Here is a 25,111-nt window from a genome sequence, read left to right as displayed (position 1 = left end):
AATTGGTTGTTGTTTAACCAGTTAACTGCAGTATATTCGATAAAACAAAAAGCCCGCTTTAAAAGCGGGCTTGATACTATTTATTTAGTAAATCACAAGTACGTATCAGCCCACCTAGCACGAACCCAAGTACGCCACCAAGAAAGGTTTGCAGAAAGATCTAATTGCCCTTTCTTTGCAAGATTCACTTTTTGGTTTGGGTTAAACTCTTGTAACATGGTAAGCCTTAAATGACACACTTTGTATTTGTGTACTAGTAAACTAGTTCATGCGTAAAAAGTCAACTAAAAAAGTAAGTTTATGAAAATTGATTTACATAGCCATACGACTGCCTCAGATGGACGGCTATCAGTAAGCGAACTAATAGACAGAGCAATCGACTTCGATATTAATGTATTGGCCATAACGGACCATGACACAGTGGATGGCCTGAAACATGCGCATCACTATGTTGACACAAATCAGTTACCCATCACCATTATCAATGGGATAGAAATATCGACGGTATGGCAAAATAAAGATATTCATATTGTTGGCCTTGATATTGATCCTGAGTCTAAGCAACTGAGCGAATTGATCGATAAACAGAAGCAACATCGTCAAGTTCGCGCAGAGTTAATCGCCGAGCGTTTGGCTAAGGCAACAAACGATAAGGTGTATGAAGAGGTTAAGGCTATTGCCGGAGAGGCGTCGATTACCCGTGCTCATTTTGCGAAATGGCTAGTTGACAACGGCTATGCTAAGACGATGCAACAAGTATTTAAAAAATACCTAACCCGCAATAACCCAGGTTATGTGCCGCCGAACTGGTGCTCTATCAACGAGGCTGTCGATGCGATACATCAAGCTGGGGGACTAGCAGTGCTTGCCCATCCGGGGCGTTACAACTTGACTGCTAAGTGGCTCAAAAGATTAATTGGCGCTTTTGTTGATGCTGGAGGAGATGCCATGGAAGTTGCTCTGCCGCAGCAAGGGCAACAAGAAAGGCGTAATCTGGCAGATTATGCGATACAATACAATTTATTGGCTTCTCAGGGGAGCGACTTTCATTATCCTTCTCCTTGGACAGAACTGGGCAGAAACCTGTGGCTACCATCGGGTGTCGAACCAGTATGGAAAGACATGCCAATCGGCCAATAAGTAGCTAGACTTTCCAAGCCAAAGTATGAAGTCACAGATTAACTTCATGTCCGACTGTAAATTTACGCGGTCGTATGACCATAGCATTAATAAAAATTATAGAGTCGAGAGACTCAGTGATGAGGAATTATAATGAGCCAGTTTTTTTATGTGCATCCAGAAAACCCTCAGGCTCGCTTGATTAATCAGGCTGTGGCCATCATTCGTAATGGTGGTGTTGTTATCTATCCCACTGACTCGGGATATGCGCTTGGCTGTCAATTAGAGAACAAACAAGCGTTGGAAAGGATCTGTAAGATCCGTAAATTGGATGAAAAGCATAACTTCACTTTGTTATGCCGTGATTTATCTGAGCTCTCTATCTATGCGCGTGTAGATAATGGTGCTTTTCGTCTGTTAAAAAATAATACTCCTGGTCCTTATACGTTTATTTTCAAGGGGACCAAGGAAGTGCCTAGACGTTTGATGAACAGTAAACGTAAAACCATAGGCATTCGTGTGCCAGATAATCGAATCGCACTCGATTTACTTGATGCCTTAGGTGAGCCATTAATGTCCACATCACTGATATTACCTGGCAATGACATTACCGAATCTGACCCAGAAGAAATTAGAGACAAGCTTGAACATGCTGTTGACTGTATCCTGAACGGTGGTTACTTAGGTGAGCAGCCGACGACGGTTGTTGATTTTAGTGAAGATGAGCCCGTTATCGCTCGTTTGGGCTCTGGTGATCCAGCTCCTTTTGAGTAATTTGATTTTTAATCCTGCCAATTATGACTAGACAGAGCATAAGACATTGATGTTTATGCTCTGTCGAACCGCAAATTTGCCAACTGACTGCTATGCTGATTGTTAGGTTAAACCAATCACATATCAAATATGCGTTATATCATTTTCACTTTCTATTTTATTTGTGCCGCTAGTTTTGCAACGCCAATAGACGTACGTGTGTTGGACAACAAAGGTGATCCAGTCAAAGATACCGTTGTCTATATAACAGCGACAAACCTACCCCTTAATGAGCCCTTGGGAAGTAAAACACTCGTCACAGAGGTCGCTCAGGATGGCCGAGCGTTTAAGCCTTATGTGTCGGTAGCAAGAGTTAATCAGACGGTACTGTTCACCAATAAAGATGACTTCTCGCACCACATATATTCTATTACGGGCCCTGTTGAACTGTCTTTCATCATTCGGGCACAAGATCATGAAGTAAAGAAGAGCTTTCCAACTGAGGGTGTGGTTGCGATGGGATGCAACATCCATGATTGGATGAGCGGTTATATCAAAGTGATTGATACGCCTTATTATGTCATTACAGATTCGTCTGGTATGGGTCAGATTCATGTGCCTGACGGACTAGAGAATGCTGACATTATTGTTTGGCATCCGCAGATGAATGAAAGTTTAGAACAAAAGTTAGACCAACAAACAACAGTTACGTTTGAGCTACAAAACGACATGTCACCAATACCTAAGCAAAAAAGCACTCAGGCAATCAGTTTTTACGGGTTATCTAAATGAATCAGTTTAAGAGCATACAAACGCAAATCCTTTTGTCTTTTTTGACGGTTTTGGTCGCTGTTCAATGTGTTCTTTTTTACTCACTGCTTCAGTCCAATACGAAAGAAAAGGACGAGCGGGCGCAGATACACCTTACGACAGCTCGGGCTGTATTTGAGAATCAGTTTTCGCAGCGAACGCAAAACTTAACCGCATTTGCTCAAACGGTGGCTAAGGATTTTGGTTTAAAGCAGGCGTTGAAGGAGGATACTCGCAGCTTTTTGATTGCTTTAAATAATCATAGGCAGCGGTTGACCGCGGATTTGGCGATTGCGATTGATTCTAATGGTGAGTTTATCGGAAAGCTTATCTACGACAAGCGAAGCAATCAGACAAGTGCGGATACTGATCCCAGTTCACTCAGCTTAAAGACCGATGTTCTGCCTGACGAAAATCGTCCGATCCTCTATGAATACAAAGGCGTTGTTTACCAGTTAGCATTGGTGCCAGTTCAAAGTGGCGCTCAAACGGTTGCTTGGATTGGCTTTGGCTTTGCAGTCGATACCGACTTAGCCGAACGACTTTCGATATTAGCGGGTATGAGCGTTGATATTGGCTATCAAAAGGGGGGGCAATGGTTATTGTTGGCCAGTAGTGTGGAAGACAGAACCAATGGACAAGAATTAGAAATCAAACCACGATCGAGTGATAGCCATTTTATTGCAACGTCAGTAACCGTGGGCTTTAATGATGGCAAAGAACTGGTAGTATCTTTGTATCTTTGTATCTTTCCAGAGAAGATCTGTTCATTAGGCTGCAGAATCGTTGGTTACAAGTTGTTTTAATTGTATTGGCAACCTTTGGGTGTTCTCTTATTGCGGCGTATTTTTTATCAAAAAATCTCGCGAAACCGCTCCAAGAGCTCGTCAAAAAGGCCCAACAAATTGCTCGGGGTGAGACTGGTATCGAACTCAATATTCAGCGCAGAGATGAATTGGGAGTATTAGCTCAGGAGTTCAACATAATGAACAAAGCGGTTAATGAACGTGAAGCGGAACTCAATTTTCGAGCTTATCATACCGACCTCACTAAAATGCCAAATAAACGCAAGTTGTTTGATGATATCGATTATCTGATTCGTAAAGAATGCGATGGGTTTTTACTGATTCGATTCCGGGTTTTAGAATTTGAAGAACTTAATTTCAGTCTGGGTTTGGATATTGGAGAGGAGCTACAGCTCGCTGCTGCAAATCGGTTGATGGCTTTGGAGGACGAAGCGCAATTTTATCAACTTTATCCCTCTGAGTTCGCTCTTTTGACTGCTTGCAATACGGTCCAAGCGGATGAACAAAGTATTAATGTGATCCTGCAATGTTTGTCGGGCCTAGTAAACTTACAAAGAATATCAGTCACACTGCATACCGCGTCTGGATATTGTTATTATCCGAAGCACGGTGAAAATGCGCGAGAGTTGTTACACAATGCAGGTATTGCGTTGCAGCAGGCAATGAAATTGAAAGTCCCAAGCCTAGAGTTTGCGTCGAGTATGGCGGAAAGTGCGCTGATGAGAGTCCGCCTTACTCATGAACTGACGGAGGCTATTGAAGGGGATCAATTGACCTTACATTTTCAGCCTAAGTTGAATTTAAAAACATCTAGAATTGATAAAGTCGAAGCGTTAGTCCGTTGGATACACCCTGAACTTGGTATGATTCCACCTGATGAATTTATCGAAATTGCTGAGACAACAGGACAAATTGATGCCCTTACTGACTGGGTGATAAAAAATGCGCTTAATCAACTGGGTATTTGGAAAGAACTTGGCTTTAGTCTTGGTGTGGCGATTAATGTTTCAGCCGTTAATCTCAAGCAAAAATGTTTTGATAGTCAGGTACTCAATTTAATTGCTCAGTGTGGTTGTGACGCAAGTATGATTACCATTGAAGTAACAGAAAGTGCCCTAGCGGAAGATCCAGAACAAGCCTTATTAATATTAGACCGCCTATCTGACTGCGGTTTGTCTATTTCAATCGACGATTACGGTACTGGGTATTCATCTTTGTCACAACTTAAGCAACTTCCTGCCTCAGAGCTTAAAATTGATAAGGCGTTTATTCTCAATGTAGCCACAGATGAGCATGATAAGACCATTGCTAGATCAACGTTAAGATTGGCGCAACAGTTTGGTTTGAGAACCGTTGCTGAAGGTATTGAAGACAAGGCATCTCTTAAATGGTTAACTGAAAATGGTTGTGATTATGCGCAAGGCTATTTTATCAGTCGCCCGCAGCCTGCAGAACAACTTACCCTGTGGTTGAATACACTGAATGAGCAATCATGGCCAATTGAAGAGCCCGTTAATTACCTTTCTTAATTCTTAAGATAGTAAACGGCGAATAAGAATCTCAGAAGTGGCGCTACCTAGGATCTCAACCTCTTTTGACGATGAAAATAAAACATGCGTTTTCAGTGAGATTTTGCGATAATATGCGGCCGCGATTTTAGGTCGCAATGTAGAATCGACGTCTGAGAAGACGACACATAGGTAGATGAATGAACGAGAAATTACAGAAAATACTCGCGAGAGCAGGTCATGGTTCACGACGCGAACTCGAAACTTTAATTAAAGCAGGTCGCGTGAGTGTGAATGGAGTCGTTGCTAAGCTTGGTGAGCGACTAGAAGATGAAAATGCTGTTGTTCGTATCGATGGACATATTGTTTCTGCCAAAGCACAGGAAGAAGTGGTTTGTCGCGTACTCGCTTATTATAAGCCTGAGGGAGAGCTTTGTACTCGTCATGATCCAGAAGGCCGTCGCACTGTTTTTGACCGTCTGCCGAAGATTCGTGGTTCTCGTTGGATTTCTGTGGGTCGTTTAGATGCGAATACATCTGGGCTACTTCTGTTTACTACTGATGGTGAATTGGCAAACCGATTGATGCATCCTAGTCGACAAGTCGAACGTGAATATTTGGTTCGCGTATTTGGTGACGTTGATGAGAAGAAAGTCCGTAACCTTGTAAGTGGCGTGGAACTGGATGATGGCACTGCACGTTTTGAAGATGTGGTGTATGCAGGTGGTGATGGAATGAATCACACCTTTTATGTTGTCATTAATGAAGGGCGTAATCGAGAAGTACGTCGTTTGTGGGAATCTCAGGACTGTACAGTTAGCCGCTTAAAGCGTGTTCGCTACGGGGATATTTTCCTTGATAAGAAACTGCCTCGTGGTGGATGGATGGAGCTTGATCTTAAAGAGGTAAACTACTTGCGTGAGCTTGTAGAACTACGTCCAGAGAAAGAGACGCTATTGGACGAAAACAAAGCCAATACGTCACGTAAACGTGAGCGCTCTCGTAGCCAGAAGATCCGCCGTGCGGTAAAACGCCATGAAGAGAGAGTAAACAGTGGTGGTCGCAGTAATAACCCCGCTCGAAGAAAGACTCGAAGAAGCGCAGGTGAGCAGGGAGCTCGTAATAAACAGCGCTAAATCGGAAACATAAAAAAGCAGCGTAGGTTGCTTTTTTTAATATTCTATTTAGACAAATAAAGTACCTTTAAGTGAAGTAACAGCTTGTCCTGTAAGCTTTACTCGGTCATTTTCTAATTGTTCCATATGGACGTAACCACCTCTTGCTGAAGCTTGATAAGCGGTAAGTTTGTCTTTATGGAGTTTTTCTGACCAATACGCTGACAAAGCACAATGGGCTGAGCCTGTAACCGGGTCTTCATTGACACCGACCCAAGGAGCGAAATACCTGGAAACAATGTCGTAGTTTTGGTTGCTCGCATGTGAGGTCACTATGATTCCGCGCCCAGCCTCAGCTACAAGGGATGAAAAGTCAGGATTGAGGTTAACAATCGTAGTTTCATCAATGACTTCGATTAGTTGTTTATTTTCGAAGTCGCATACTGAAATGATCTGCTGTTCTGATAGCCCAAGGGCCACTCTTTTTTGGCCGGATAACTTTGCGTTGTATGCTAGTGTCGGAGAAGGAAAGTCGAGTTCGTAGCCATGGTGCAAAGCATTAACTGTTAGCTCACCAGATAACGTATGAAAGCTAGTCTTATGTCCGACAGTGAGTTTGCCTTGCTCTTTCAATATATGGGCAACCGCTAGTGTGCCGTGTCCACATAGCTTTACTTCTACTTCTGGTGTGAACCACCTTAGATTCATCTCTTCCAATGAAAGAAAAGCAGTTTCTGAGAGTGCCATTTCTTTAGCAATAGAAAGCATAAGGCCCTCGCTTAGTGGTTTTTGCGTTATACACACACCAGCCGGGTTTCCTTTAAAAGTTACGCTTGTAAATGAGTCAACCTGATAAATGTCTAGTTCCATTTTATGAAATTCCCAATCATTGCCTTTAAAGCGTTTGGTTTAGCTCAAAATAGCGGCCTTTATCTGACATTAGTTTTGTATGGGGTCCGTATTCAACGATTCTGCCTTGCTCAATAAGGCAAATTGCATCCATCTTGTCGAGGTCAACCAGTCTGTGAGTAATAAACACGACCGTTTTATTTTCAAAGTGTTGATTGAACAACTGCATAATTTGCTGTTCGGTTTGCTTATCCAGACCTTCTGTCGGTTCGTCAAGAAGCAAAATAGGGCCATCATGCAATAGCGCACGAGCAATGCCAATTCTGCGCTTTTCTCCGCCAGATAGCTGTCTTCCACCATCTCCAAGCCAACAATCTAATCCTTGTTCATTGATAAGCTTGGATAGGCCAACCTTTGATAAGGTCTCCTGCAATTGCTCGTCGGTCGCATCAGGTGAGGCCATAAGTAGGTTATCACGCAGGGTGCCATTGAGTATGTCCACTCTTTGACTGACCACTGAAATTGCTTTACGAAGCTGGCTTTCACTCCAGTCAGTAATAGGTTGTCCCGCGATTTGTATATTTCCTGTTTGGACATCCCAGAATCGATTGAGTAACTGTAATAGTGTTGACTTACCTGAACCTGTTTGACCTACGATGGCGACTTTCTGTCCTGCCGGTATAGCAAGGTTTACATCATCGAGGACATTGACTCCGCTGTCTGGGTATTGGAAACAAACATTTTTGTACTCTATAGAATATGATGGTGCGTTTTGTGTCGGCTCACATGGGAACTCTACCTCAGGAGTCGACAGGACAATCTCGTTGAGCCGACGAGCTGAAGTGATGGTTTGTCCAAGGTGTTGGAATGCGCCTGCAATGGGCATGAGAATTTCGACACTCGCCATAGTAGCAAAGACAACGAGTGCAATCATTGGGTTAGGCAATTGACCGCCGACACCATCAGCGGCAAGCCACAGCATAAGGGCAATCGTCCAACCATTGGCGAGAATAAGTAATGCTTGAGCAATGCCAGTGAAATGGGCGTTGAAACGCTGATTACTTAGCAAGCGCTCTTGAATGGTATAGATAGCATTTCGGTAACCTTCCTCTGCACCAAAAAGAGTAAGCTCACTGTAACCTTGCAACCAATCCAAGGTAGCTATACGTAAAGCTGCTTTATTGTTGGTAAGCTCATGTCCATTTCGTTTGCCGAGTTTGTAAAACAAAATAGGCCAAATCAAAAGTAGGCTAATCAAAATGGCGCCAAGTATCAGACCGAGTTTGGCATCAAACCAGCTGATAAGAGCAGTAAGCCCAAATATGCCCAGCGAGCCTACGATCATAGGGCTTATCAGCCTGAGATAAACATGATCCATTGCATTGATATCGGCAACGAGGCGATTGAGTATATCGGCATCTCTTAGGTTAGAAACTTTCCCTGGGATCAAAGGAGCTAGCTTAGAGAAGAAAAAGATACGTAAGTCAGTTAGCAGCTTAAAGGTAGCGTTGTGACTGACGACTCGCTCTCCCCAGCGTCCTGCTGTACGGCCCATAGCGAAGCCACGAACAAAAGCACCGGGTAACATATAATTGAAAGTTTCGCGCGCTATGGTTAACCCTGCAACGGCAGCTGCAGACAAAAACCACCCAGAGAGAGTCAGCAAACCAATCGAGGCAAGTAGTGTCAGCAATGCCAGTAGCATACCGAGCGACAAACCGAACCAATGTTTCTTATAAAGCTTTAGGTAGGGCACTAAATCACGCATCTAGATTCCCCTTACTGGTGTCACAAAGCGCTTGATTAGCCAGAAGCATCTGCTTGAATAGGCCTTCTTGATTACTCAGTACGCTGAAACTATCTTGTTGGACGATTAAACCATTTTCCATAACTAAGATTTGAGAGACGTTTTTTAGTGGTTGAAGCTGATGAGTTACCATTAATGAGGTTTTGCCTTGAATTTGATTAGATAAGCCTTTCATCACTAATCTTTCACTGCGAGCGTCTAAGCTTGCAGTTGGTTCATCAAGCAGCCAAAACCCACCGTTTTGCATCATGGCTCTCGCCAGAGCAATACGTTGTGCTTGTCCTACGGATAGGCCGCCTGAACGGTCTGAAATTGGGTAGTCGAGGCCATGTTGTTCAACAAATTCTGATGCGTAAGATTCTCTTAATGCATTCTGAATCTCGTCTTCGCTGACATCATTTTTGCCTAATGTAATATTTTCGCGAATAGTGCCATGGACGAGTAGAGGGTTTTGACCCACCCAGCTGATCTTCTCCCGCCAATCAGCGAGATCCAGTTGTGTTCTTTCCACCCCGTTAATCGTCAACGATCCCTCGTAGGGTAGAAACCCTAATATGGCATTGATCAAACTTGTCTTTCCCGCACCGCTCGGGCCAACTAAAGCGGTATGCTGGTTTGATTGGATCTCAAAGTTTATCGGGCCAAGTAGCTTTTGCCCTTGTGGTGAAAACACTTCTAAGTTGTTAGCACAAATGGTTACGCCATCCGTGACACTTAACTTACTATCACCTGAACGTACGCTGGTTGCTTCCGTCTCTAAAAACTCGACTATGCTGTCTGCAGCCCCAACCGCTTGTTGTTTTGCGTGATAGAAAGTGCCCAAATCACGCAGTGGTTGATAAAACTCAGGCGCTAGGATCAATATGAATAATCCTGCCATGAGAGTGACGCCTAACCCATAGTCTCCAATATTGATTTCTCCAATAAAGGCAAAGCCAAAGTAGACAGCGGTGAGGGCGATAGAAATTGATGTGAAAAACTCGAGTATGGCAGAAGACAGAAATGCGATTTTCAAAACATCCATGGTACGAGAGCGAAATACTTCGGAGGCGCCTCGCATTACTTCTGTCTCGGCTTGAGTCCGATCAAACAACCGGATGGTAGTCATTGATTGCAATCGGTCATAAAAATGACCTGATAAACGCTGCAGCGCTTTAAAGTTTTTGCGGTTAGCATCGGCGGCTTTCATACCGACTAGAGCCATGAATAATGGCACCAGTGGCGCTGTGATCAAAAAGATTAAACCTGCGACCCAATTAACTGGGAAAACCACGATTAGAATCACTATCGGAACGATAACAGCGAGCGACATTTGGGGTAGGTAACGAGCGAAGAAGTCATGCATATCTTCTACTTGTTCCAGTAATAGCGTTGCCCATGCTCCGGCAGGCTTACCTTTGATATAGGCTGGACCTAGCTCTCGCAGTTTATCGAGGATCAACTGTCTAATATAGAGACGAACTTGCTCACCGCATCGGTAGCCAGCAAGCTCTCGGCCCCAAGAGCATAAAGCTCGAATACCGATGACACCACAAAGCGCGAAAAAGAAGGGGATGAGTTGCTGCTTTGGAACCTGATCAATGATTAATTGCTGTAGGATAGTCGCCAATAAAGCTGCTTGAGCCAGTAAAAATAGGCTTGAAAGAATACCCAGACCAATAGCAGCCATGAGCCAGCGTTTTGCTAGCTTACTCTGCTGTTTGAGCCATTTGTTCAAGCTGCGCTGTTTATTTTTGTCCATTATGAGGCTTAATGATAATTATTTTTGATGACTCTAAGTGGGGGATTATACAAAAGAAAGCCTCATGGTCATACCATAAGGCTTTGAGGTTTTGACTCAAAAGTGAAAAATATTATTTACCTTCTGCAAGTGCATCTAAATATCGCTCAGCATCGAGTGCTGCCATGCATCCTGTTCCGGCCGACGTTATGGCTTGACGATAGGTGTGATCCATTACGTCCCCAGCGGCGAACACACCCGGAATACTGGTTTGAGTGGCGTTACCATTGAGTCCAGATTGAACAATGATGTAACCATCTTTCATTTCAAGCTGGCCTTGGAAAATACTTGTGTTTGGCTGATGTCCGATAGCGATAAAGGCTCCCATTACGTCAAGCTCTTCAACCTGACTAGTCTTGGTATCTTTGATTCGAACCCCTGTGACGCCCATATCATCACCGACCACTTCTTCTAGCACTCTGTCGGTATGAAGAACAATATTGCCATTCTCTACCTTGTCCATTAATCGACGTATAAGAATTTTTTCAGCTCTAAAGCTGTCTCGTCTGTGGATTAGGTGCACCTCAGAAGCAATGTTTGAAAGATAGAGAGCTTCTTCCACTGCGGTATTACCGCCACCAACAACGGCCACTTTCTGGTTTCGATAGAAAAAACCATCACAAGTTGCACAGGCAGATACGCCTCGCCCTTTGAATGCTTCTTCAGATTCTAGGCCGAGATATTTTGCTGAAGCTCCAGTGGAGATAATAAGCGCATCGCAGCTGTATTCACCATTGTCTCCTTTCAATCTAAAAGGACGTTGGCTGAAGTCTACTTGATTAATGTGGTCAAAAATAATCTCTGTTTCGAAGCGCTCAGCGTGTTCTTTCATTCGTTCCATCAGTGCTGGTCCTGTTAGCCCTTCAGGATCGCCTGGCCAGTTTTCGACTTCTGTTGTCGTTGTAAGCTGACCGCCTTGTTGCATACCGGTCACAAGTACAGGGTTTAGATTTGCTCTTGCAGCGTATACAGCTGCTGTGTAACCCGCAGGGCCTGAACCAAGAATAAGAAGCTTGCTGTGTTTGATGTCGCTCATTAGTGCTCCGCTGATCATTAGACTAAACAATACTCTTCGATTGTATGGAATATGGGCTTACAATGAAAGAGCCATCAAGTCTCCTAAGTGTAAGTAATGGTTATAGCTTAGAACGCAAACGATGTCGCTTTGCTAATACAAGTGACAAGTTTTACTTGAACAAGTATTTCGGTAGTCTGTTGGAGTCTTCAGCCATTTCATTACTAGCCAATAATGGATAGATGTATTGTAATAAATATCGCGTTGGCAGGGTCTAGTTTAGAACCATAGAAAATAAGGATGTAATGTGAATATAACCCCTTTATCACCCCATATCGGCGCTTTGGTGGAAGGTGTTGAACTTGCTGACCTCAATGATGGTGAGTTTGATGTGCTTTATCGAGCTTATCTTGATCACAAGGTACTATTTTTCCATAACCAAAGCATGACGCCAGAGCAGCATATGTCCTTTGCTAAGCGATTTGGTCAACTGGAACCTGTCCATCCGTTTTTTCCTCACTTGGAAGAGCAAGAACAAGTTGTGGTGATCGAAACTTCACCAGGTAGTCCTCCAAGCAAAAGTTATTGGCATACAGATCTGACCTGGCAATCAATCCCTTGTCGCTGTTCTATCTTGCATGCCCAGTTATGTCCAGAAGCAGGCGGTGACACCATTTGGACATCAATGGAGGCGGTATGGCTAAGTTTAACGCCGAATGAGCAAAATGCACTTAGACGTTTAACGGCGACTCATGCTTTACATGCGTTTGAAGGAAGTCGTTATGACTCAGTAACCGAAGATGGTCAGAGTCGGGTCGCGAAAATATCTACCCAGTATCCACCTGTCACACATCCTCTTATTGTTCGCCACCCTGAAACGGGAAACCCAACGGTGTATGTTAACGAACAGTTCACCCGTGAGGTTGATGGCCTCTCGAATGAGGAAAGTGAAGTTTTACTAAATAAGCTTTATCAGCGTGCAAGACTGCCAGAATTTCAGATTCGATTTTCTTGGCAGCCTGGCGCTGTAGCAATATGGGATAACCTATCCACCCAGCATTTTGCAGTGACTGATTATGGCGATAAGCCACGTCGACTGCATCGTGTTACCGTGAGAGGAGAAGAGTTAAAGTCCTATTAAACGATAAGCTGCTAGCGGTAGAAAAGGTCTAGTTTCTACCGTAAACCCTTGGGCGCTTGAATCGGTAAAAACCTTGCTGCTCTTCTTTTTCAAGTGTTGACGCTTCGTCACCAAAATAGCTAATTCTTAATCGATTGAGTTCAGTGTCAAGCTCCTCCCCAGTAAGGCTATCTAACAGTACTTGCCTTTCGCCCATATACTGGTAACCCACTTGCCATCTAAGCTCATTTTTTTCATCTTTTAGCGCCGCTTTTTCTATTTGCCGTTCGCTAAACCCGAGATCTCTGCGTATGCTCGCAAGTTGCTGTGAGCGTTCATAAGGTGACATTTTTTCTAGGTCCTGTTGAACAGAATCAAGACTGAAAAATGTACTGGCTAACATAGCTGGGCTTAAAATGTTTCCTCCTACTTGCTCAGAGAAATTGGTTTCAATCGTTGCTTTGAGTGCGTATAAGCGCTGATTTATCTCCATGTCATAGGCATGATTTAAGAGTTCGATGGACTTTTGTGTATCTGCCATTCTCTGTTCACGTTCGGCGAGCTCTGCCGACCAAATAATCTCGGCATCCGAAGCAAAAAGCTCACGGCGCTTTGCCCAAATAGCCACCTGCTTTTGCTCGAAAGTCATGCCTAAAAGTGTCTTCATTTCTGCTAGGAGCCAGCTTTCGTATTCTTCCATCAGTGAAAGGTTGGCAAAAATAGACTCAGCGTAGGTTGGGAAGGCTTGTCTTATGACTGAGCGGAATAGGCTATCGGTATTATCCTGGTATTGTTGGCGCAGATATTGGCGAAAATCCTCAAGCCCTATTTGTATTTCTACATGTTGGATGCTTTCGCCTAATTCTAGGCGCAACTTTTGAGCTAACTCTTTTACCAGTTGAGTGTTATCAACATGGAGATTGAGAGGGCCATTTTTTTGCTGAAAGTCGATAGATGGAATAATGACTTCTTCGGCCGTAGTATCCGTAGAGCTTGGCATCAATAGGGGAAGAAACCAAACGCCCAAACCAGTGAAGGCACAAATAGTGTAGACCCATACCCATTTACTCATTAACGTATCCTTGTCGTTGCATGCATCCAACCCATGATAGCCATGAGTTAGATGCAGGATTTGGCTTAAAGTACCGTTTCTAGATATGGCCAGATAAGCTGAGCTAGCTTTTGAGAGCCAGACGTATTTGGATGGATATTGTCAGATAGTACATCATTAGAGTTGATGGCAGATCTGGGGTCGATAAATTGACACGATACCGTTGTGTTGTTGCATGCATCGGCAAGTCGCTCGTCGCCATAATCGATGGCTTGATGGAGGTTTGTTTTTTCTCCAGTGGTATAGTAGTAGCCTAAATAAATGACTTGTTGAACCTCATTCTGTTTCATTTGATTGAGTAGGCTAACAGTATCGACATAGACGTCATCGACCAAACTTGTGCACTTCTCACTAAGCTCAGGGCGATACCAAGTGGTTTTACACTCATAGGGGTCAAAGATCATCGCTGGTAACAAGATGTCATTACCGCCGCCATCCATCACGATGATGTTGATATTAGAATCGTCGTTTTGCGCGTCTTGATACTGCTCTACTACTGGTTTTGAGACAATACCCCCGGTAAGTTTGGCGCCACTTAATGTGTAATCACGAAATGTAGTATTGGCCATATCAGGCCCTTCAAGAAACTGCTGAAGTTCACCAGAAAGGTCGAAGATTGAATCTCCAAGTGTAATTACATCATTTCGCTCTGCATTTCGGACGTAAGGGTTGCCAGCACAGGCAACAAGAGTACTACAAATTGTGATAGCAGCACTTTTTTTCAGTAAAGAGGTCAAGCCAACTTTGTCGTTATTAATAGACGTCATGTTTCTACTCACTTATTAGTTATATTGAAGCGCATCTAAGGTGCACTACTCAATTTAGCTGCCACTGACAATAAATTCAAAGTATTGAATTAATTAATTAATTATTTGTTGGTTTTTAGGTGAAAGTTATTTTTGTTACATATATTCCAATTATTTACTATGGTCATTGATATTACTGAAGGTATATTTCATGCGAATAACAGCAAAGAAGTACCATAATGAAAAAAACTTTTGCCCTATGTTGGCTACTACTTGTTGGGTGTGCCCAGAATACTCCGTCTCAGTCTCCTCCGATTCAACCGAATACTAACTGGTCATCAGGCACGCTGGATAATGGCATGAAGTATCACCTTTATCCTATGAATTCCAAAAAAGTATCCATGCAACTGTTGGTCAGAGTTGGCTCAGGCGCAGAAGAACCTGATCAGCTGGGATACGCTCATTATGCTGAACACCTTGCGTTTGAGGGGAGTGAGAACTTTCCCGCAAAAGAAATTGAGCGAATGACTAGTGAGCACACTCAATTATGCGAAGACTACAAGCTCAATCTTGATAATGTGATTCAAAGTGCAGATATCAATACCGTCAATCAGCACTTAAACAATATGCTATCTTCTTCTTATGGAATGTTCGTTGGGCATCGGAGCTAGTGAGTCCATCGAGCATATTGAGCAAGCGCTGCCAGAGTGGAAAAGCATGTATCGAATGACAGGAGTTGTAAATAACCAGATTAGTTTTGATGTTAATGGATTAGCTGAGGTGAAGTCTTCTAAATCACTGCCTAGTTCGACCGTATTTGTCAATGGTGAAGAGCTTTGGACATTAGATAATGGCATAGAAGTCCTGCTAGACCAAGATGTGAAAAGCGACCTTGTTGATCTTGTTTATATGTCTCAGGGAGGTTTAACCTCATTAGACAGAGAGTTATTGCCGGCGGCTGCTATATTGTTGCCTGTCATTGCTCGAAGTGGCGTCGGTAACTTTGACGGTTCACAAATGAAAGCTTTTACGCGTAAAAACGCGATTGATACGCAAGGCTTTATTAACAGTACGGAGCATGGGTTTTCAATAACTGTGCCTCGAGAAAACCTTGACCAAGCACTTCAGTATTTACATACATTCATTGCATATCCCAAGTTTGATCTTAAGCAAGTTGAAGTGATTAAACGAGAGTTTTCGGATCAAGCGCTCACCCATCTTAAATCTCCTCTTGGGCAGTGGTATGATGCCATGGCAACCAACACTTACGCTTCGAGTAGTACATACTTCCCAATTTATGCGCAAGATTTTAATAAGGTAACGATGGATAAAGTTCAGCAAGCATTTGAACATTTGTTCAGGCAGTCACGCAATAATAAATTGGTGGTTATTGCCGATATAAAATCTGCTGATATTGTAGATTCAATAAATAACTACGTAGCAACACTGCCCTTACAAGAAGCAAACCTAGCTTCACACCAGATCGACTTCAATCCTCGACCTGATGCAAGAATTAACCTCGCTATCAACAATGAACAAAAGGGCGGGTTTGTACTAAGGACACTCAATAAACAGGCAAGAGCGCAAAATCCGAGGCTTGATATCGTCGACCAGATGATAGAGCACATATTGGAAAATCGTTTGCACAGTTATGTCAGAGAGGAGATGAGCCTAGATTATTCTCCGGTCAGCTACCCGAATATGGGCTTTAACCAAACTGTGACTGACTGGGTAATTGAATCTCAGGTAGCGGTGCAGGATTTACCACAGGTAGAAAAGGCTGTGTCCCACGTGATAAATGACTTACGGGCATCAATTACAGAATCAGAGTTACAGTCGGCTAAGAAGCAACTTTCTACTAAATTGGAAGATATTACAGACAATGCAGATAGCACCGCTTGGTTGCGTGCTTTGTATATGTTAAATGATTTTGGAAAAAGTGTATTAGCTGATGCAAAGGGAATTATTGCCGATATTTCGATGAGTGAGGTTAGAGAACGCATAAATGAGTCTTTTGGCGAAAGTTCAGATTCTTACGTATATATCCTGAGCCCTTTAGACTAAACAGGAACGGGATCAACATTAACTCAATGCAAAAAAAGCCCTTATTGTGAATATAAGGGCTTTTTTGTGACTGTTAGTCAGAGACTTCTACTTCATAGGAAGTAAATTTACGAATATTGATGACGCCGGTGTCAAAAATCATATATTGCCCTTTGATACCCTCAAGCGTACCTGTGACTTGGGGATCTTTATCGAAGTTGTGCGATGTGATTTTACTAGGATGTTTAAGCACTGGATAATCGATTGAGGTGATTGGGTCATCAAGTATTTCTATTGAACTTTCCCCAAACTTTTGTCTGATTTCTTCGATTTTGGGTTCAATAAGAGGTAGCAGCTCAGAAAACTTTTGCTCTAGGGCTAGAGGTTCCCCATCTTGTTTGAGTAATGTTCTCCAATTTGTTTTATCGGCGATATGTTTGGCGATTTCAACTTCAATGAGTCCGGATATATGACGGGTTTGGACTTTAAATATTGGCAACCCTTGAGTAGCCCCCTGATCTATCCATCGAGTAGGAATTTGTGTATGTCTGGTAATACCGACTTTGACACCTGAAGTATTAGATAGATAGACGTAGTGGTCGACCATACAGTTTTCCTCACCCCAAGAGGGTTCTCGGCAAGTACCTTGGTCATAGTGACATGTTTCTGGTTTCATTATGCACATATCGCAGCTAGCAAGCTTTTTCATGCATACGAAACAATGGCCCTGTGAATAGCTTTTCTTCGTTTTCTTACCACATGAACAACAAAAAATATTGCCAGTATGGGTTAGAGTAAGAGTTTTGCCGATAAATGGCTTAAGATTAATAACTTGCTCACCCACAGGCAGTTGATAGTGAACCTGTTCATCTAGTGAGGCATGCATTTTTTTTAATGTACCTTTCGCGATGGAAGACATAGACATTGCTCTTTATTTTAAGTGTAATTTCAGTTTATTTGATTGGAGTATTGAAAATAATTTCAGTCAGCCAAAGAACTCAGGGGTAAGTATGCTGCTGCTCGTTCAGTTATTAAAGTTTTGATCCGCGTCATCCCCGTGTATGGGTTCTTTGGGACCAAGAAATTTGGGTCGTTCACGCATGATATAAAGATCAAGAACGGCTTTTGCTCTGGCAAACACCTCACGTAGCCTGATTTGGTATCCCGAGTGCGTGCTGGGTCCAGGAACGGCAAAACACTTAGCCTTGATATGATGAAAATTAGCGATGAACAGTGCGCGCTCGCAGTGAAATTTTTGAGTGATGATTAAGAAGTTATCAGTTTCGAAGATTTCTTTAGCTCGGACAATGGAGTCAAGAGTCCTAAAACCTGCGTAATCAAGAAAAATGCTCGATTCGGGAATGTCAGCTTTGAGCAAATCTCTCTTCATGGTCCAAGGTTCATTGTAGGAACGATGGGCATTATCACCACTAAGAAGAAAGCTATCAACCTTCTCTCTTTTGTATAAGTCTATGGCTGCATCGATTCGATTACTGTAATAATCGTTTAAAACCTTGCCAAGATATTTACTGGTACCGAGTACAACAGCTACGTCAAACTTACCAATTTCCTCTGAAACGCTGTAAAGCTGATCTCTGGTTTGATAGGAGACCCAGCGATCGATAGCAAAAAGTACTGCGGAGCCTAAAACCAAAATAATTGGCAAACACTTGAACCCCTTTAGCAAGTATGCCAAATAATGGTCCGAGGGTTTAGGTTGGTGAAAAAGCCTTCTCACTAAATTTGTCGATTCCGTTGCGCCCATGAGCCGATAAATATAAAGCATACAACAACAATAGAGAACATGATGCCTGTATCTAAGCTATGCAATGTCCGAGTTAGGTAAGGTGTTGCTTTTACAATAATTAAACCGTATCCAAATGCATTGATTAAAATAAAAGCTGCCGTTCGCATTAAGAAGTGTTGGTTACGAAGCACTCTTCTGAGTAAGGTATTGATTTCACCGCCGAACACAACCAATAGGCAAGCTATCAGCGCAATGGATATTTCATTTAAGTAGGGCAGAAGGTATTGACCCGCAGGGGCAAAAAAGTCAAAAAACATCATATATAAAGGCCCCTGTTGCCAGGGGCTCGTACCGTTAAGAATTTAGAATGAAGTGCGTTTGTACTTGCGGTATACAGGTTGCCAGAAGTGATGTTCAATGGATTCTTCCAATGCATCGTCTGGGATCTCTAATGCGACACCTTCTTCTATGGCTTTTTTGGCCACCGCAAAGGCGATCTTCTTCGATACTGAATGAATGGCTTCTAACGGTGGTAGTAGAGCGCCTTGGCCGTTGACTGCCATTGGAGAACATTTTGCTAGTGCACGACTTGACTCCATCAGCATTTCGTCTGTAACCCGTTTTGCTTGCACAGACAGGACTCCCAAGCCAATGCCGGGGAATATATAGCTGTTGTTACATTGGGCAATAGGGTAAGTTTTGCCTGCGTGGACTACGGGATCAAACGGACTTCCTGTTGCGACAAGTGCTTCACCATTCGTCCATTCAATAATATCGTGAGGAGTTGCTTCAACTCGACTGGTTGGATTTGAGAGCGGGAAAACAATTGGGCGAGGACAGTGCTTATGCATTTCCTTGATAACATCTTCACTAAACAAACCGGGCGCACCAGATACACCAATTAACACGGTTGGTTGTCCATTTCGAATAACATCTAGCAATGAGAACCCAGTTCCTTCAGCTTCCCATTTGTCGGTTACGCTGTGCTTTTGAACCAATCTTTGTTGGAAGTCGAGCAGATTGGGCATGCCTTCTTGCAACAGACCCCAGCGATCAACCATAAATACCTGAGACCGAGCCTGCTGATCTGAAATGCCTTCGGAAATCATTTGAGCTATGATGGCTTCTGCTATTCCACAACCAGCAGAACCCGCGCCGAGAAAAGTGATGCGTTGCTCTGAAAGCTTAGTTCCCGCCGCCTGGCAAGCCGCTAAGAGTGAACCCACAGTGACTGCTGCCGTGCCTTGAATATCATCGTTAAAACAGCAAATACGGTCTTTGTAGCGCTCCAGTAAAGGCATCGCATTCTTTTGAGCGAAATCTTCAAACTGGATTAGAGCTTCAGGCCAACGATGATGAACGGCTTGGATAAAATCTTCAACAAAGCCATCATATTCTTCACCTGTTATGCGAGGGTGGCGCCAGCCCATATACATTGGGTCTGCAAGACGTTGTGGATTGTTTGTACCTACATCCAACACGATAGGCAGTGTGTAGGCGGGACTGATACCACCACAAGCAGTGTAAAGTGCCAATTTACCTATTGGAATTCCCATGCCGCCTATACCCTGGTCACCTAGACCTAAGATACGTTCGCCGTCAGTCACCACGATGACTTTTACATTATGGTTTGAGGCATTGTTTAGCAGATCATCGATTCTGTCACGATTAGCGTAGGAGATAAAGAGGCCTCGACCTCTACGATAGATATTCGAAAAGTTCTCACATGCCGCACCAACAGTAGGTGTGTATATAATCGGCATCATTTCAGACACATGATTTTGTAGTAGCCGATAGAATACAGTCTCGTTTGTATCTTGGATATTGCGCAGATAAATATGCTTGGCCATATCGCTTTCAAAATTTTGGTACTGTTGGTACGCGCGCTCCACCTGCTCCTGAATAGTTTCAGTCTTTTCCGGTAATAGGCCTTCTAGGTTGAAAGACGCACGTTCTTCGGCGGTAAAAGCACTGCCTTTGTTGAGAAGCGGCGTACTGAGAAGGGCTGGACCAGCGTACGGAATGTATAAGGGGCGTTTATCGTTATTCATCACTTGCCTATAAAATGTAGGGTCTTAAGGAACGGGAACCAGAAAATGATAGGGATTACTAACCTTATTGTAAACCGAATATTCCTGCATTATGGACCAGAATAAGTATATACTTTCCACCTTTTCCGAGATCTCGATGCGCACTATGCTCAGCTTACCCATAGATACCCTCAAATCTGACTTTCTCAACCATTTATCTACTCACAATATGATAGTAGAAGCCGAAACAGGCTCCGGCAAATCAACGAGGTTACCCGTTTGGGCTCAAACGAGGGGAAAAGTACTAGTGGTAGAGCCACGACGCATAGCTTGTACGTCTCTTGCGCAGTATGTTGCAGATCAGAAAAACGAGTCTGTTGGACAATCAGTGGGTTACTCCATTAAGCTCGAAAATTGCTCTACTGATGATAGTCAGATTATCTTTGTCACTCCGGGGGTTGCACTACGTTGGCTCGCTGAAAATAAGCTCTCTGATTTTGATATCGTTATTGTGGATGAATTTCATGAACGTCGTTGGGATACAGATTTACTTGTTGCACTATTGAAACGATACAATAGCCACCGGCTAGTTATTACCTCGGCAACAATTGAAGGACAGAAGCTGGCAAATTATCTGAATGCCGAGCGATTGCAGTCGACGAGAAGAAGTTACCATGTGTCAATCGAATACCGAAGTGGAGATTCTCGCCAGCTTCCAGACGGCAGAAACCTAGAGTTGAGAGTAAAAAAAGAAGTCGAACATTTAATGGATCTAGATGGTGATATTCTGGTTTTTTTACCCGGTCGTAAGGAGATTGCTCAATGTCAAAGTGTGCTATCAAATATGTCGGATGTGATAGTCGCTCCGCTTCATGCGTCAGTAACCGATCAACAAAGAGATCTTGCTCTAACACCTCAGAGTCGAAAAAAAGTGGTCTTAGCGACCAATGTTGCCGAAACGTCACTAACGATACCTAACATTATCGCGGTAATAGACTCGGGCTTGGAGCGCCGAACGGAACAGAGAAATGGCAAGACCACCTTGTGTTTGAAGCATATTTCTAAAGCAAGTGCACGGCAACGCAGTGGTCGTGCAGGAAGGGTCATGGATGGATTATGTATAAGACTATATGGCGAACATGCAGCACTAGTTGAGGTAACGCCACCAGAGCTTCATCGCGAAGCGCTCAGTGAGCCAATGCTTGCAGCCGCATGCTGTGGATACCGATTATCCGATTTGAGCTTCTTAGACTCGTTACCAGAGAAATCGCTCCATCAAGCACATACTATGCTTGAAAAGATGAACGCAATAGATTCGCAGGGGCACGCAACACAGCATGGGCAGCGTTTGTATCCACTTCCGATTGATGCATTGTATGCCGATCTTGCTACTCGTATGCCAAAACGTAACCTTCAGGAAGCAATGGTGGATCTAACTTCTGTATTAGCAACACCTGGAACTCTATGTCGAATTTCTCCTGCTGAAGAATTGCAGCAGCAGCTTGTTAACGAAGAGCCTTTGGGTAGTGATGGCCAGTTGATGATCCGAGTGTTAAGAGGGGGGACCTTTACGGGTGTGACTATTGACCACGAAGTGTTAAAGGAAGCTCAAAAGCTCGCTGAACAAATGAGAGTAGTGTTTGAGTTACCCAAACTTGAGGTTGCTTCTCGTTTTGACCATGAAGAATTCGTTGAAGCTATTGCAAAGCTACACCCAGAGCTTCTATTTGTGCGTCGTGAAAAGCGTCGAGATACATTTTCTAACGGCCAAATGGAGATTACACTGGGTCGCAATAGTCGTCTACAAGACAGAGTAGAGGCTACTTTGGTTATGGATACTCATAGCTTACCGGGGCGAGGAGTAAAGCAGACACTTAATATTGCAACTCACACTCTACCGGTGAGGTTGGCCATATTTGAAAAGCTCAATATTGGCGAATGGGCAGAAGGCAATATTGTGTCACATGATGACGTACCACATGTTGAAATGCAGTTGATGTATGCCGGACGTAGCGTTGCCACAAAAATCCAATTAGCGCAAGGAGAGGCTGCGAGCAAAATACTACTAGAAGCGGTTAAGCAGGAACAAGTACTACTGGGCTTTGCTAAACGACGAAATGAAGAGATTAAGCACTGGAAATTGTATCAAGCTCTAGAAAATAAATCGTTATCGAAAGAAGTGGAAGATCTTAGTTTTGAGTCCTGGTTTTTAGGTCAGTTAGAGGAACTTGAGCTGACTGACCTATCGGATTTAAAACTGTTCAATGATGATGACTTCCCATTTGAGGGTGTTCCTGCGTGGGAATATGAAGATTTCGCATCTAAATTCCCATTTGAGCTCTTTATTGGTGATTTAAACTTAACCGTTGAATATTTTCCAAACAAGAAACTGGTTCATGTTAAATACCAATCTGGACTTCGCAAAAGTGATCCCAAAAGGTGGGAGCTGCCGAGGTGGTCTGGCTGGCGGATACAATACAAGAAGGCAAGTAGAGTTGTTGATATTCGCTAGTGGTGGCTCAGTTCTAAGTTGTTATAAGAGAAGAAAAACGGGTTTTTCAATATTTGTGATTGTGTAAACAGACTATCAGCTTCAGTCAGTGGGCTATACTATCAACACAGATAAAGCTGACATGTTTTGGCAATGTCTTCTATCAAATACATGGCGTGGTTAACTTGTGTTGTAGAGGTGCCCATGGATGACAAACTTTCTTTTACCAGACCTTCTGTGACATTGTGGTGGGCTCTATTTTTCCTTCCTACCCATGCCAACGCCAGTAACAACTTCAATTACAATTATCTCTATGCGGATTTGGCGGCGGGCTCTTTTAACGATGATCTTGGTACGAACAGCAGCGTGACGTCCTTGGCCGTTGGAGGTAAAAGAATTGTTGAAGATCAAATCCTTGCCACCATTGATTATGAGGCAAGGTTTATTCATCCCAATGACAACACAACAACTGAAAATTATATGTTGCTTCCTGGTATGGCATTGAGCTATTCGCTAGAAGACAAGTGGGACATCATTGCTGGTGTTAAAATAGGCTATGTTTGGTCATCTAAGACCAATGATACGACCGATGAAAAGCTCTTTAGCGATAATGATTTTATGTGGGGCGGCGATATAAGTCTGCAGTACGAAGTAAACCAAGATTGGCAAATTTCATTAACAGGGGAGTTAAGACGTAGTGATATTTTGGATGAGGATATTTTTAATATGCGTGCTGGCTACAACATAAATAAAATGTTTGTTATTGCAGGATTTTACACCCATAAGAACTATGGTAAGACGACAACGAACGAAGCGGGTATTAGTCTGAAATACATGTATTGATTTGCCACTTTCACGAGTAATGGTAAGAGTCAGTTTAAGCTGGCTCTTACCATTATGTTTTTCTACAGAACAGCCGCTATTGCTTTACAAAGTGGCAGCATATTTGAACGAGTCATGCCTGCAACGCTGATACGCCCAGAGCCAACGATATAAATGCCAAACTCGTCTTTGAGTCGAGTAACTTGCTCTTTTGTAAGACCAGAGAATGAGAACATACCATTTTGACGCTCGATGAAACTAAAGTCTGCACTCACTCCTTGTTCTTTGAGCGTTGTTACGAAAAGCTCTCGCATGTCCTGAATACGGTCGCGCATTTCTTTCACTTCAGCTTCCCACTCAGTACGTAGTTGTTCGTTGTTGAGAATGTGGGTAACGACTGCACTGCCGTGAGCTGGAGGATTTGAATAGATTGAACGTATGATTGCTTTCACTTGAGAGAATGCTGTTGTTGCAACGCTCTCTGATTCAGCGACGAGAGTGAAGGCACCAACACGTTCGTTATAAAGTCCAAAGTTCTTAGAGAATGAACTTGCGACTAAAATTTCTCTGTTATGTACAGAGAAAATACGCAGCCCTTCGGCATCTTCTTCCACGCCTTTAGCAAAACCTTGATAGGCGAAGTCAAAGAGTGGTAGTAGCTGTTTGGAGGAAATGAGTTTAGCTAGGGTTTCCCACTCTTCTCTTGTAGGATCAATACCCGTCGGGTTGTGGCAACAACCATGTAAAAGAACAACATCACCTTTTTCTGCGCGTTCCAAATCCGCTAGCATGGCAGAGAAGTCTTTGTCTTTTGTTTGCGCATTGTAATAGCTATATTGGGCAGTCTCTAATCCAGCTGCGGTAAATACGGCGTTATGATTGGCCCAAGTAGGATTACTGATCCAAATTTTCACGTCACCTAGCTGGCGTTTGATGAACTCAGCCGCGACGCGCAATGCGCCAGTACCACCGGGAGCTTGAGCTGTTTTGGCAAGCTTATTCGTTACGATATCAGCGTCACTACCGAATAAGAGTTTTTGTACTGCCAGACCGTACTCAGCAGTCCCCTCAATAGTCAGATAAGACTTAGTCTTTTCGTTTTCTAGCAAAGCGGCTTCTGCTTTTTTGACTGTTGTTAGTACAGGAGTTTCACCTTGCTCATTTTTGTAGATACCGACACCGAGGTTAATTTTGTCTGCACGAGCGTCATTTTTGAACTCTTCTGTTAGTCCGAGAATTGGATCAGCAGGTGCAGCAGCGACTTTTTCAAACATAATGGTCATCCGTGTTAATCAAAGGAAGGGATAGTAATAGTGTACTTATTTATACCTTATGTAGGCTTGTGGAAACAAGATTGGCGAGCAATAAAATGCATAATTCAACTAACTTTGTCTGGTTACCGTTGGAGTAGGGCTAAAATCGCAAAAATACCGAGACGT

Annotated in this window: 23 protein-coding genes, 1 pseudogene and 1 other annotated feature; of the genes and pseudogenes, 12 read left to right on the top strand and 12 right to left on the bottom strand. The window is 43.2% G+C overall.

Going from position 1 to position 25,111, the window contains the following annotated elements; all coding sequences use genetic code 11:
* Positions 1-43 precede the first annotated feature (43 nt).
* Positions 44-146: a sequence feature (Trp leader region), on the bottom strand.
* On the bottom strand, positions 93-218 hold the full coding sequence (gene trpL2 / locus FIV01_RS08710; RefSeq protein WP_152430656.1) for a tryptophan operon leader peptide: 126 nt from the start codon (positions 216-218) through the stop codon (positions 93-95). Its footprint overlaps the feature before it by 54 nt.
* Before the next feature lie 82 nt (positions 219-300).
* On the opposite strand from trpL2, the gene rnm reads away from it, so the two are divergent.
* From rnm to rluB, 7 genes and pseudogenes are all read left to right on the top strand, one after another.
* Complete coding sequence (gene rnm, locus FIV01_RS08705; RefSeq protein ID WP_152430655.1) at positions 301-1,140, top strand: RNase RNM; 840 nt, start codon at positions 301-303, stop codon at positions 1,138-1,140.
* 132 nt (positions 1,141-1,272) lie between these two features.
* Positions 1,273-1,893 carry an L-threonylcarbamoyladenylate synthase gene (locus tag FIV01_RS08700; protein ID WP_152430654.1) on the top strand — a complete coding sequence of 207 codons (621 nt, stop codon included), beginning with the start codon at positions 1,273-1,275 and terminating at the stop codon, positions 1,891-1,893.
* 129 nt (positions 1,894-2,022) lie between these two features.
* Positions 2,023-2,664: a cupredoxin domain-containing protein gene (locus FIV01_RS08695; protein ID WP_152430653.1), complete on the top strand. Its 642-nt coding sequence runs from the start codon at positions 2,023-2,025 to the stop codon at positions 2,662-2,664.
* A complete protein-coding gene (locus FIV01_RS08690) occupies positions 2,661-3,488 on the top strand; it encodes a cache domain-containing protein (protein ID WP_152430652.1) in 828 nt (275 codons plus the stop codon). Before FIV01_RS08695 ends, FIV01_RS08690 begins: the two co-directional genes overlap by 4 nt.
* Positions 3,425-3,658: pseudogene (locus FIV01_RS20940) on the top strand (HAMP domain-containing protein); the annotation flags it as partial. The gene FIV01_RS08690 and the pseudogene FIV01_RS20940, both read left to right, overlap by 64 nt.
* Before the next feature lie 9 nt (positions 3,659-3,667).
* Positions 3,668-5,017 carry a putative bifunctional diguanylate cyclase/phosphodiesterase gene (locus FIV01_RS08685; protein WP_152430651.1) on the top strand — a complete coding sequence of 450 codons (1,350 nt, stop codon included), beginning with the start codon at positions 3,668-3,670 and terminating at the stop codon, positions 5,015-5,017.
* A gap of 179 nt (positions 5,018-5,196) precedes the next feature.
* A complete protein-coding gene (gene rluB / locus FIV01_RS08680) occupies positions 5,197-6,132 on the top strand; it encodes a 23S rRNA pseudouridine(2605) synthase RluB (RefSeq protein WP_152430650.1) in 936 nt (311 codons plus the stop codon).
* A 48-nt stretch (positions 6,133-6,180) separates the two neighbouring features.
* Here rluB and FIV01_RS08675 read toward each other — a convergent pair whose 3' ends face one another.
* The 4 genes from FIV01_RS08675 to trxB form a co-directional block, all read right to left on the bottom strand.
* Positions 6,181-6,981, bottom strand: a complete 801-nt coding sequence (locus FIV01_RS08675; protein ID WP_152430649.1) for a PhzF family phenazine biosynthesis protein — start codon at positions 6,979-6,981, stop codon at positions 6,181-6,183.
* A 25-nt stretch (positions 6,982-7,006) separates the two neighbouring features.
* Positions 7,007-8,728, bottom strand: a complete 1,722-nt coding sequence (gene cydC, locus FIV01_RS08670; RefSeq protein WP_152430648.1) for a heme ABC transporter ATP-binding protein/permease CydC — start codon at positions 8,726-8,728, stop codon at positions 7,007-7,009.
* Positions 8,721-10,508, bottom strand: coding sequence for a heme ABC transporter permease/ATP-binding protein CydD (gene cydD / locus FIV01_RS08665; RefSeq protein WP_152430647.1), 1,788 nt, complete (start codon positions 10,506-10,508; stop codon positions 8,721-8,723). Before cydD ends, cydC begins: the two co-directional genes overlap by 8 nt.
* A 112-nt stretch (positions 10,509-10,620) precedes the next feature.
* On the bottom strand, positions 10,621-11,583 hold the full coding sequence (gene trxB, locus FIV01_RS08660; protein WP_152430646.1) for a thioredoxin-disulfide reductase: 963 nt from the start codon (positions 11,581-11,583) through the stop codon (positions 10,621-10,623).
* A 286-nt stretch (positions 11,584-11,869) separates the two neighbouring features.
* Between trxB and FIV01_RS08655 the strand changes: the two genes are divergently transcribed.
* Positions 11,870-12,703, top strand: coding sequence for a TauD/TfdA dioxygenase family protein (locus FIV01_RS08655; protein WP_152430645.1), 834 nt, complete (start codon positions 11,870-11,872; stop codon positions 12,701-12,703).
* Positions 12,704-12,731: 28 nt separating this feature from the next.
* Here the strand turns inward: FIV01_RS08655 and FIV01_RS08650 are convergent, their stop codons facing one another.
* Together FIV01_RS08650 and FIV01_RS08645 are read right to left on the bottom strand one after the other, a co-directional pair.
* On the bottom strand, positions 12,732-13,754 hold the full coding sequence (locus tag FIV01_RS08650; protein ID WP_152430644.1) for a hypothetical protein: 1,023 nt from the start codon (positions 13,752-13,754) through the stop codon (positions 12,732-12,734).
* Between the two features lie 65 nt (positions 13,755-13,819).
* Positions 13,820-14,560 carry an SGNH/GDSL hydrolase family protein gene (locus FIV01_RS08645; protein ID WP_152430643.1) on the bottom strand — a complete coding sequence of 247 codons (741 nt, stop codon included), beginning with the start codon at positions 14,558-14,560 and terminating at the stop codon, positions 13,820-13,822.
* Positions 14,561-14,778: 218 nt separating this feature from the next.
* On the opposite strand from FIV01_RS08645, the gene FIV01_RS20735 reads away from it, so the two are divergent.
* Both FIV01_RS20735 and FIV01_RS08640 read left to right on the top strand, forming a co-directional pair.
* Positions 14,779-15,210: an insulinase family protein gene (locus FIV01_RS20735; RefSeq protein ID WP_246210381.1), complete on the top strand. Its 432-nt coding sequence runs from the start codon at positions 14,779-14,781 to the stop codon at positions 15,208-15,210.
* The gene (locus tag FIV01_RS08640) at positions 15,194-16,603 is read left to right on the top strand and encodes a M16 family metallopeptidase (protein WP_246210380.1); all 1,410 of its coding nucleotides are present in this window, start codon (positions 15,194-15,196) and stop codon (positions 16,601-16,603) included. The genes FIV01_RS20735 and FIV01_RS08640 overlap by 17 nt, the downstream gene beginning before the upstream one ends.
* A gap of 73 nt (positions 16,604-16,676) precedes the next feature.
* Here FIV01_RS08640 and FIV01_RS08635 read toward each other — a convergent pair whose 3' ends face one another.
* From FIV01_RS08635 to FIV01_RS08620, 4 genes are all read right to left on the bottom strand, one after another.
* The gene (locus FIV01_RS08635) at positions 16,677-17,501 is read right to left on the bottom strand and encodes a DUF2797 domain-containing protein (RefSeq protein WP_152430642.1); all 825 of its coding nucleotides are present in this window, start codon (positions 17,499-17,501) and stop codon (positions 16,677-16,679) included.
* A 105-nt stretch (positions 17,502-17,606) separates the two neighbouring features.
* A complete protein-coding gene (locus FIV01_RS08630) occupies positions 17,607-18,320 on the bottom strand; it encodes a SanA/YdcF family protein (protein ID WP_246210379.1) in 714 nt (237 codons plus the stop codon).
* The gene (locus FIV01_RS08625; protein ID WP_114784624.1) at positions 18,320-18,649 is read right to left on the bottom strand and encodes a DUF3392 domain-containing protein; all 330 of its coding nucleotides are present in this window, start codon (positions 18,647-18,649) and stop codon (positions 18,320-18,322) included. Before FIV01_RS08625 ends, FIV01_RS08630 begins: the two co-directional genes overlap by 1 nt.
* Positions 18,650-18,691: 42 nt before the next feature.
* Positions 18,692-20,380 carry an NAD-dependent malic enzyme gene (locus FIV01_RS08620; protein ID WP_152430641.1) on the bottom strand — a complete coding sequence of 563 codons (1,689 nt, stop codon included), beginning with the start codon at positions 20,378-20,380 and terminating at the stop codon, positions 18,692-18,694.
* 145 nt (positions 20,381-20,525) lie between these two features.
* On the opposite strand from FIV01_RS08620, the gene FIV01_RS08615 reads away from it, so the two are divergent.
* Positions 20,526-22,871 carry a DEAD/DEAH box helicase gene (locus FIV01_RS08615; RefSeq protein ID WP_152431693.1) on the top strand — a complete coding sequence of 782 codons (2,346 nt, stop codon included), beginning with the start codon at positions 20,526-20,528 and terminating at the stop codon, positions 22,869-22,871.
* 183 nt (positions 22,872-23,054) lie between these two features.
* Positions 23,055-23,693 (top strand): outer membrane beta-barrel protein, encoded by a 639-nt coding sequence (locus tag FIV01_RS08610; RefSeq protein ID WP_152430640.1) that lies wholly within the window; start codon positions 23,055-23,057, stop codon positions 23,691-23,693.
* Between the two features lie 62 nt (positions 23,694-23,755).
* Here the strand turns inward: FIV01_RS08610 and FIV01_RS08605 are convergent, their stop codons facing one another.
* Positions 23,756-24,946: an amino acid aminotransferase gene (locus tag FIV01_RS08605; protein ID WP_152430639.1), complete on the bottom strand. Its 1,191-nt coding sequence runs from the start codon at positions 24,944-24,946 to the stop codon at positions 23,756-23,758.
* Between the last annotated feature and the right edge of the window lie 165 nt (positions 24,947-25,111).

Origin of the sequence: Vibrio aquimaris, assembly GCF_009363415.1 — a bacterium.
In the GTDB taxonomy this organism is placed as follows: Bacteria; Pseudomonadota; Gammaproteobacteria; order Enterobacterales; family Vibrionaceae; genus Vibrio; species Vibrio aquimaris.
Note: the sequence above shows the minus strand (reverse complement) of the source record. Positions and strands in the feature narration are given on the sequence as shown.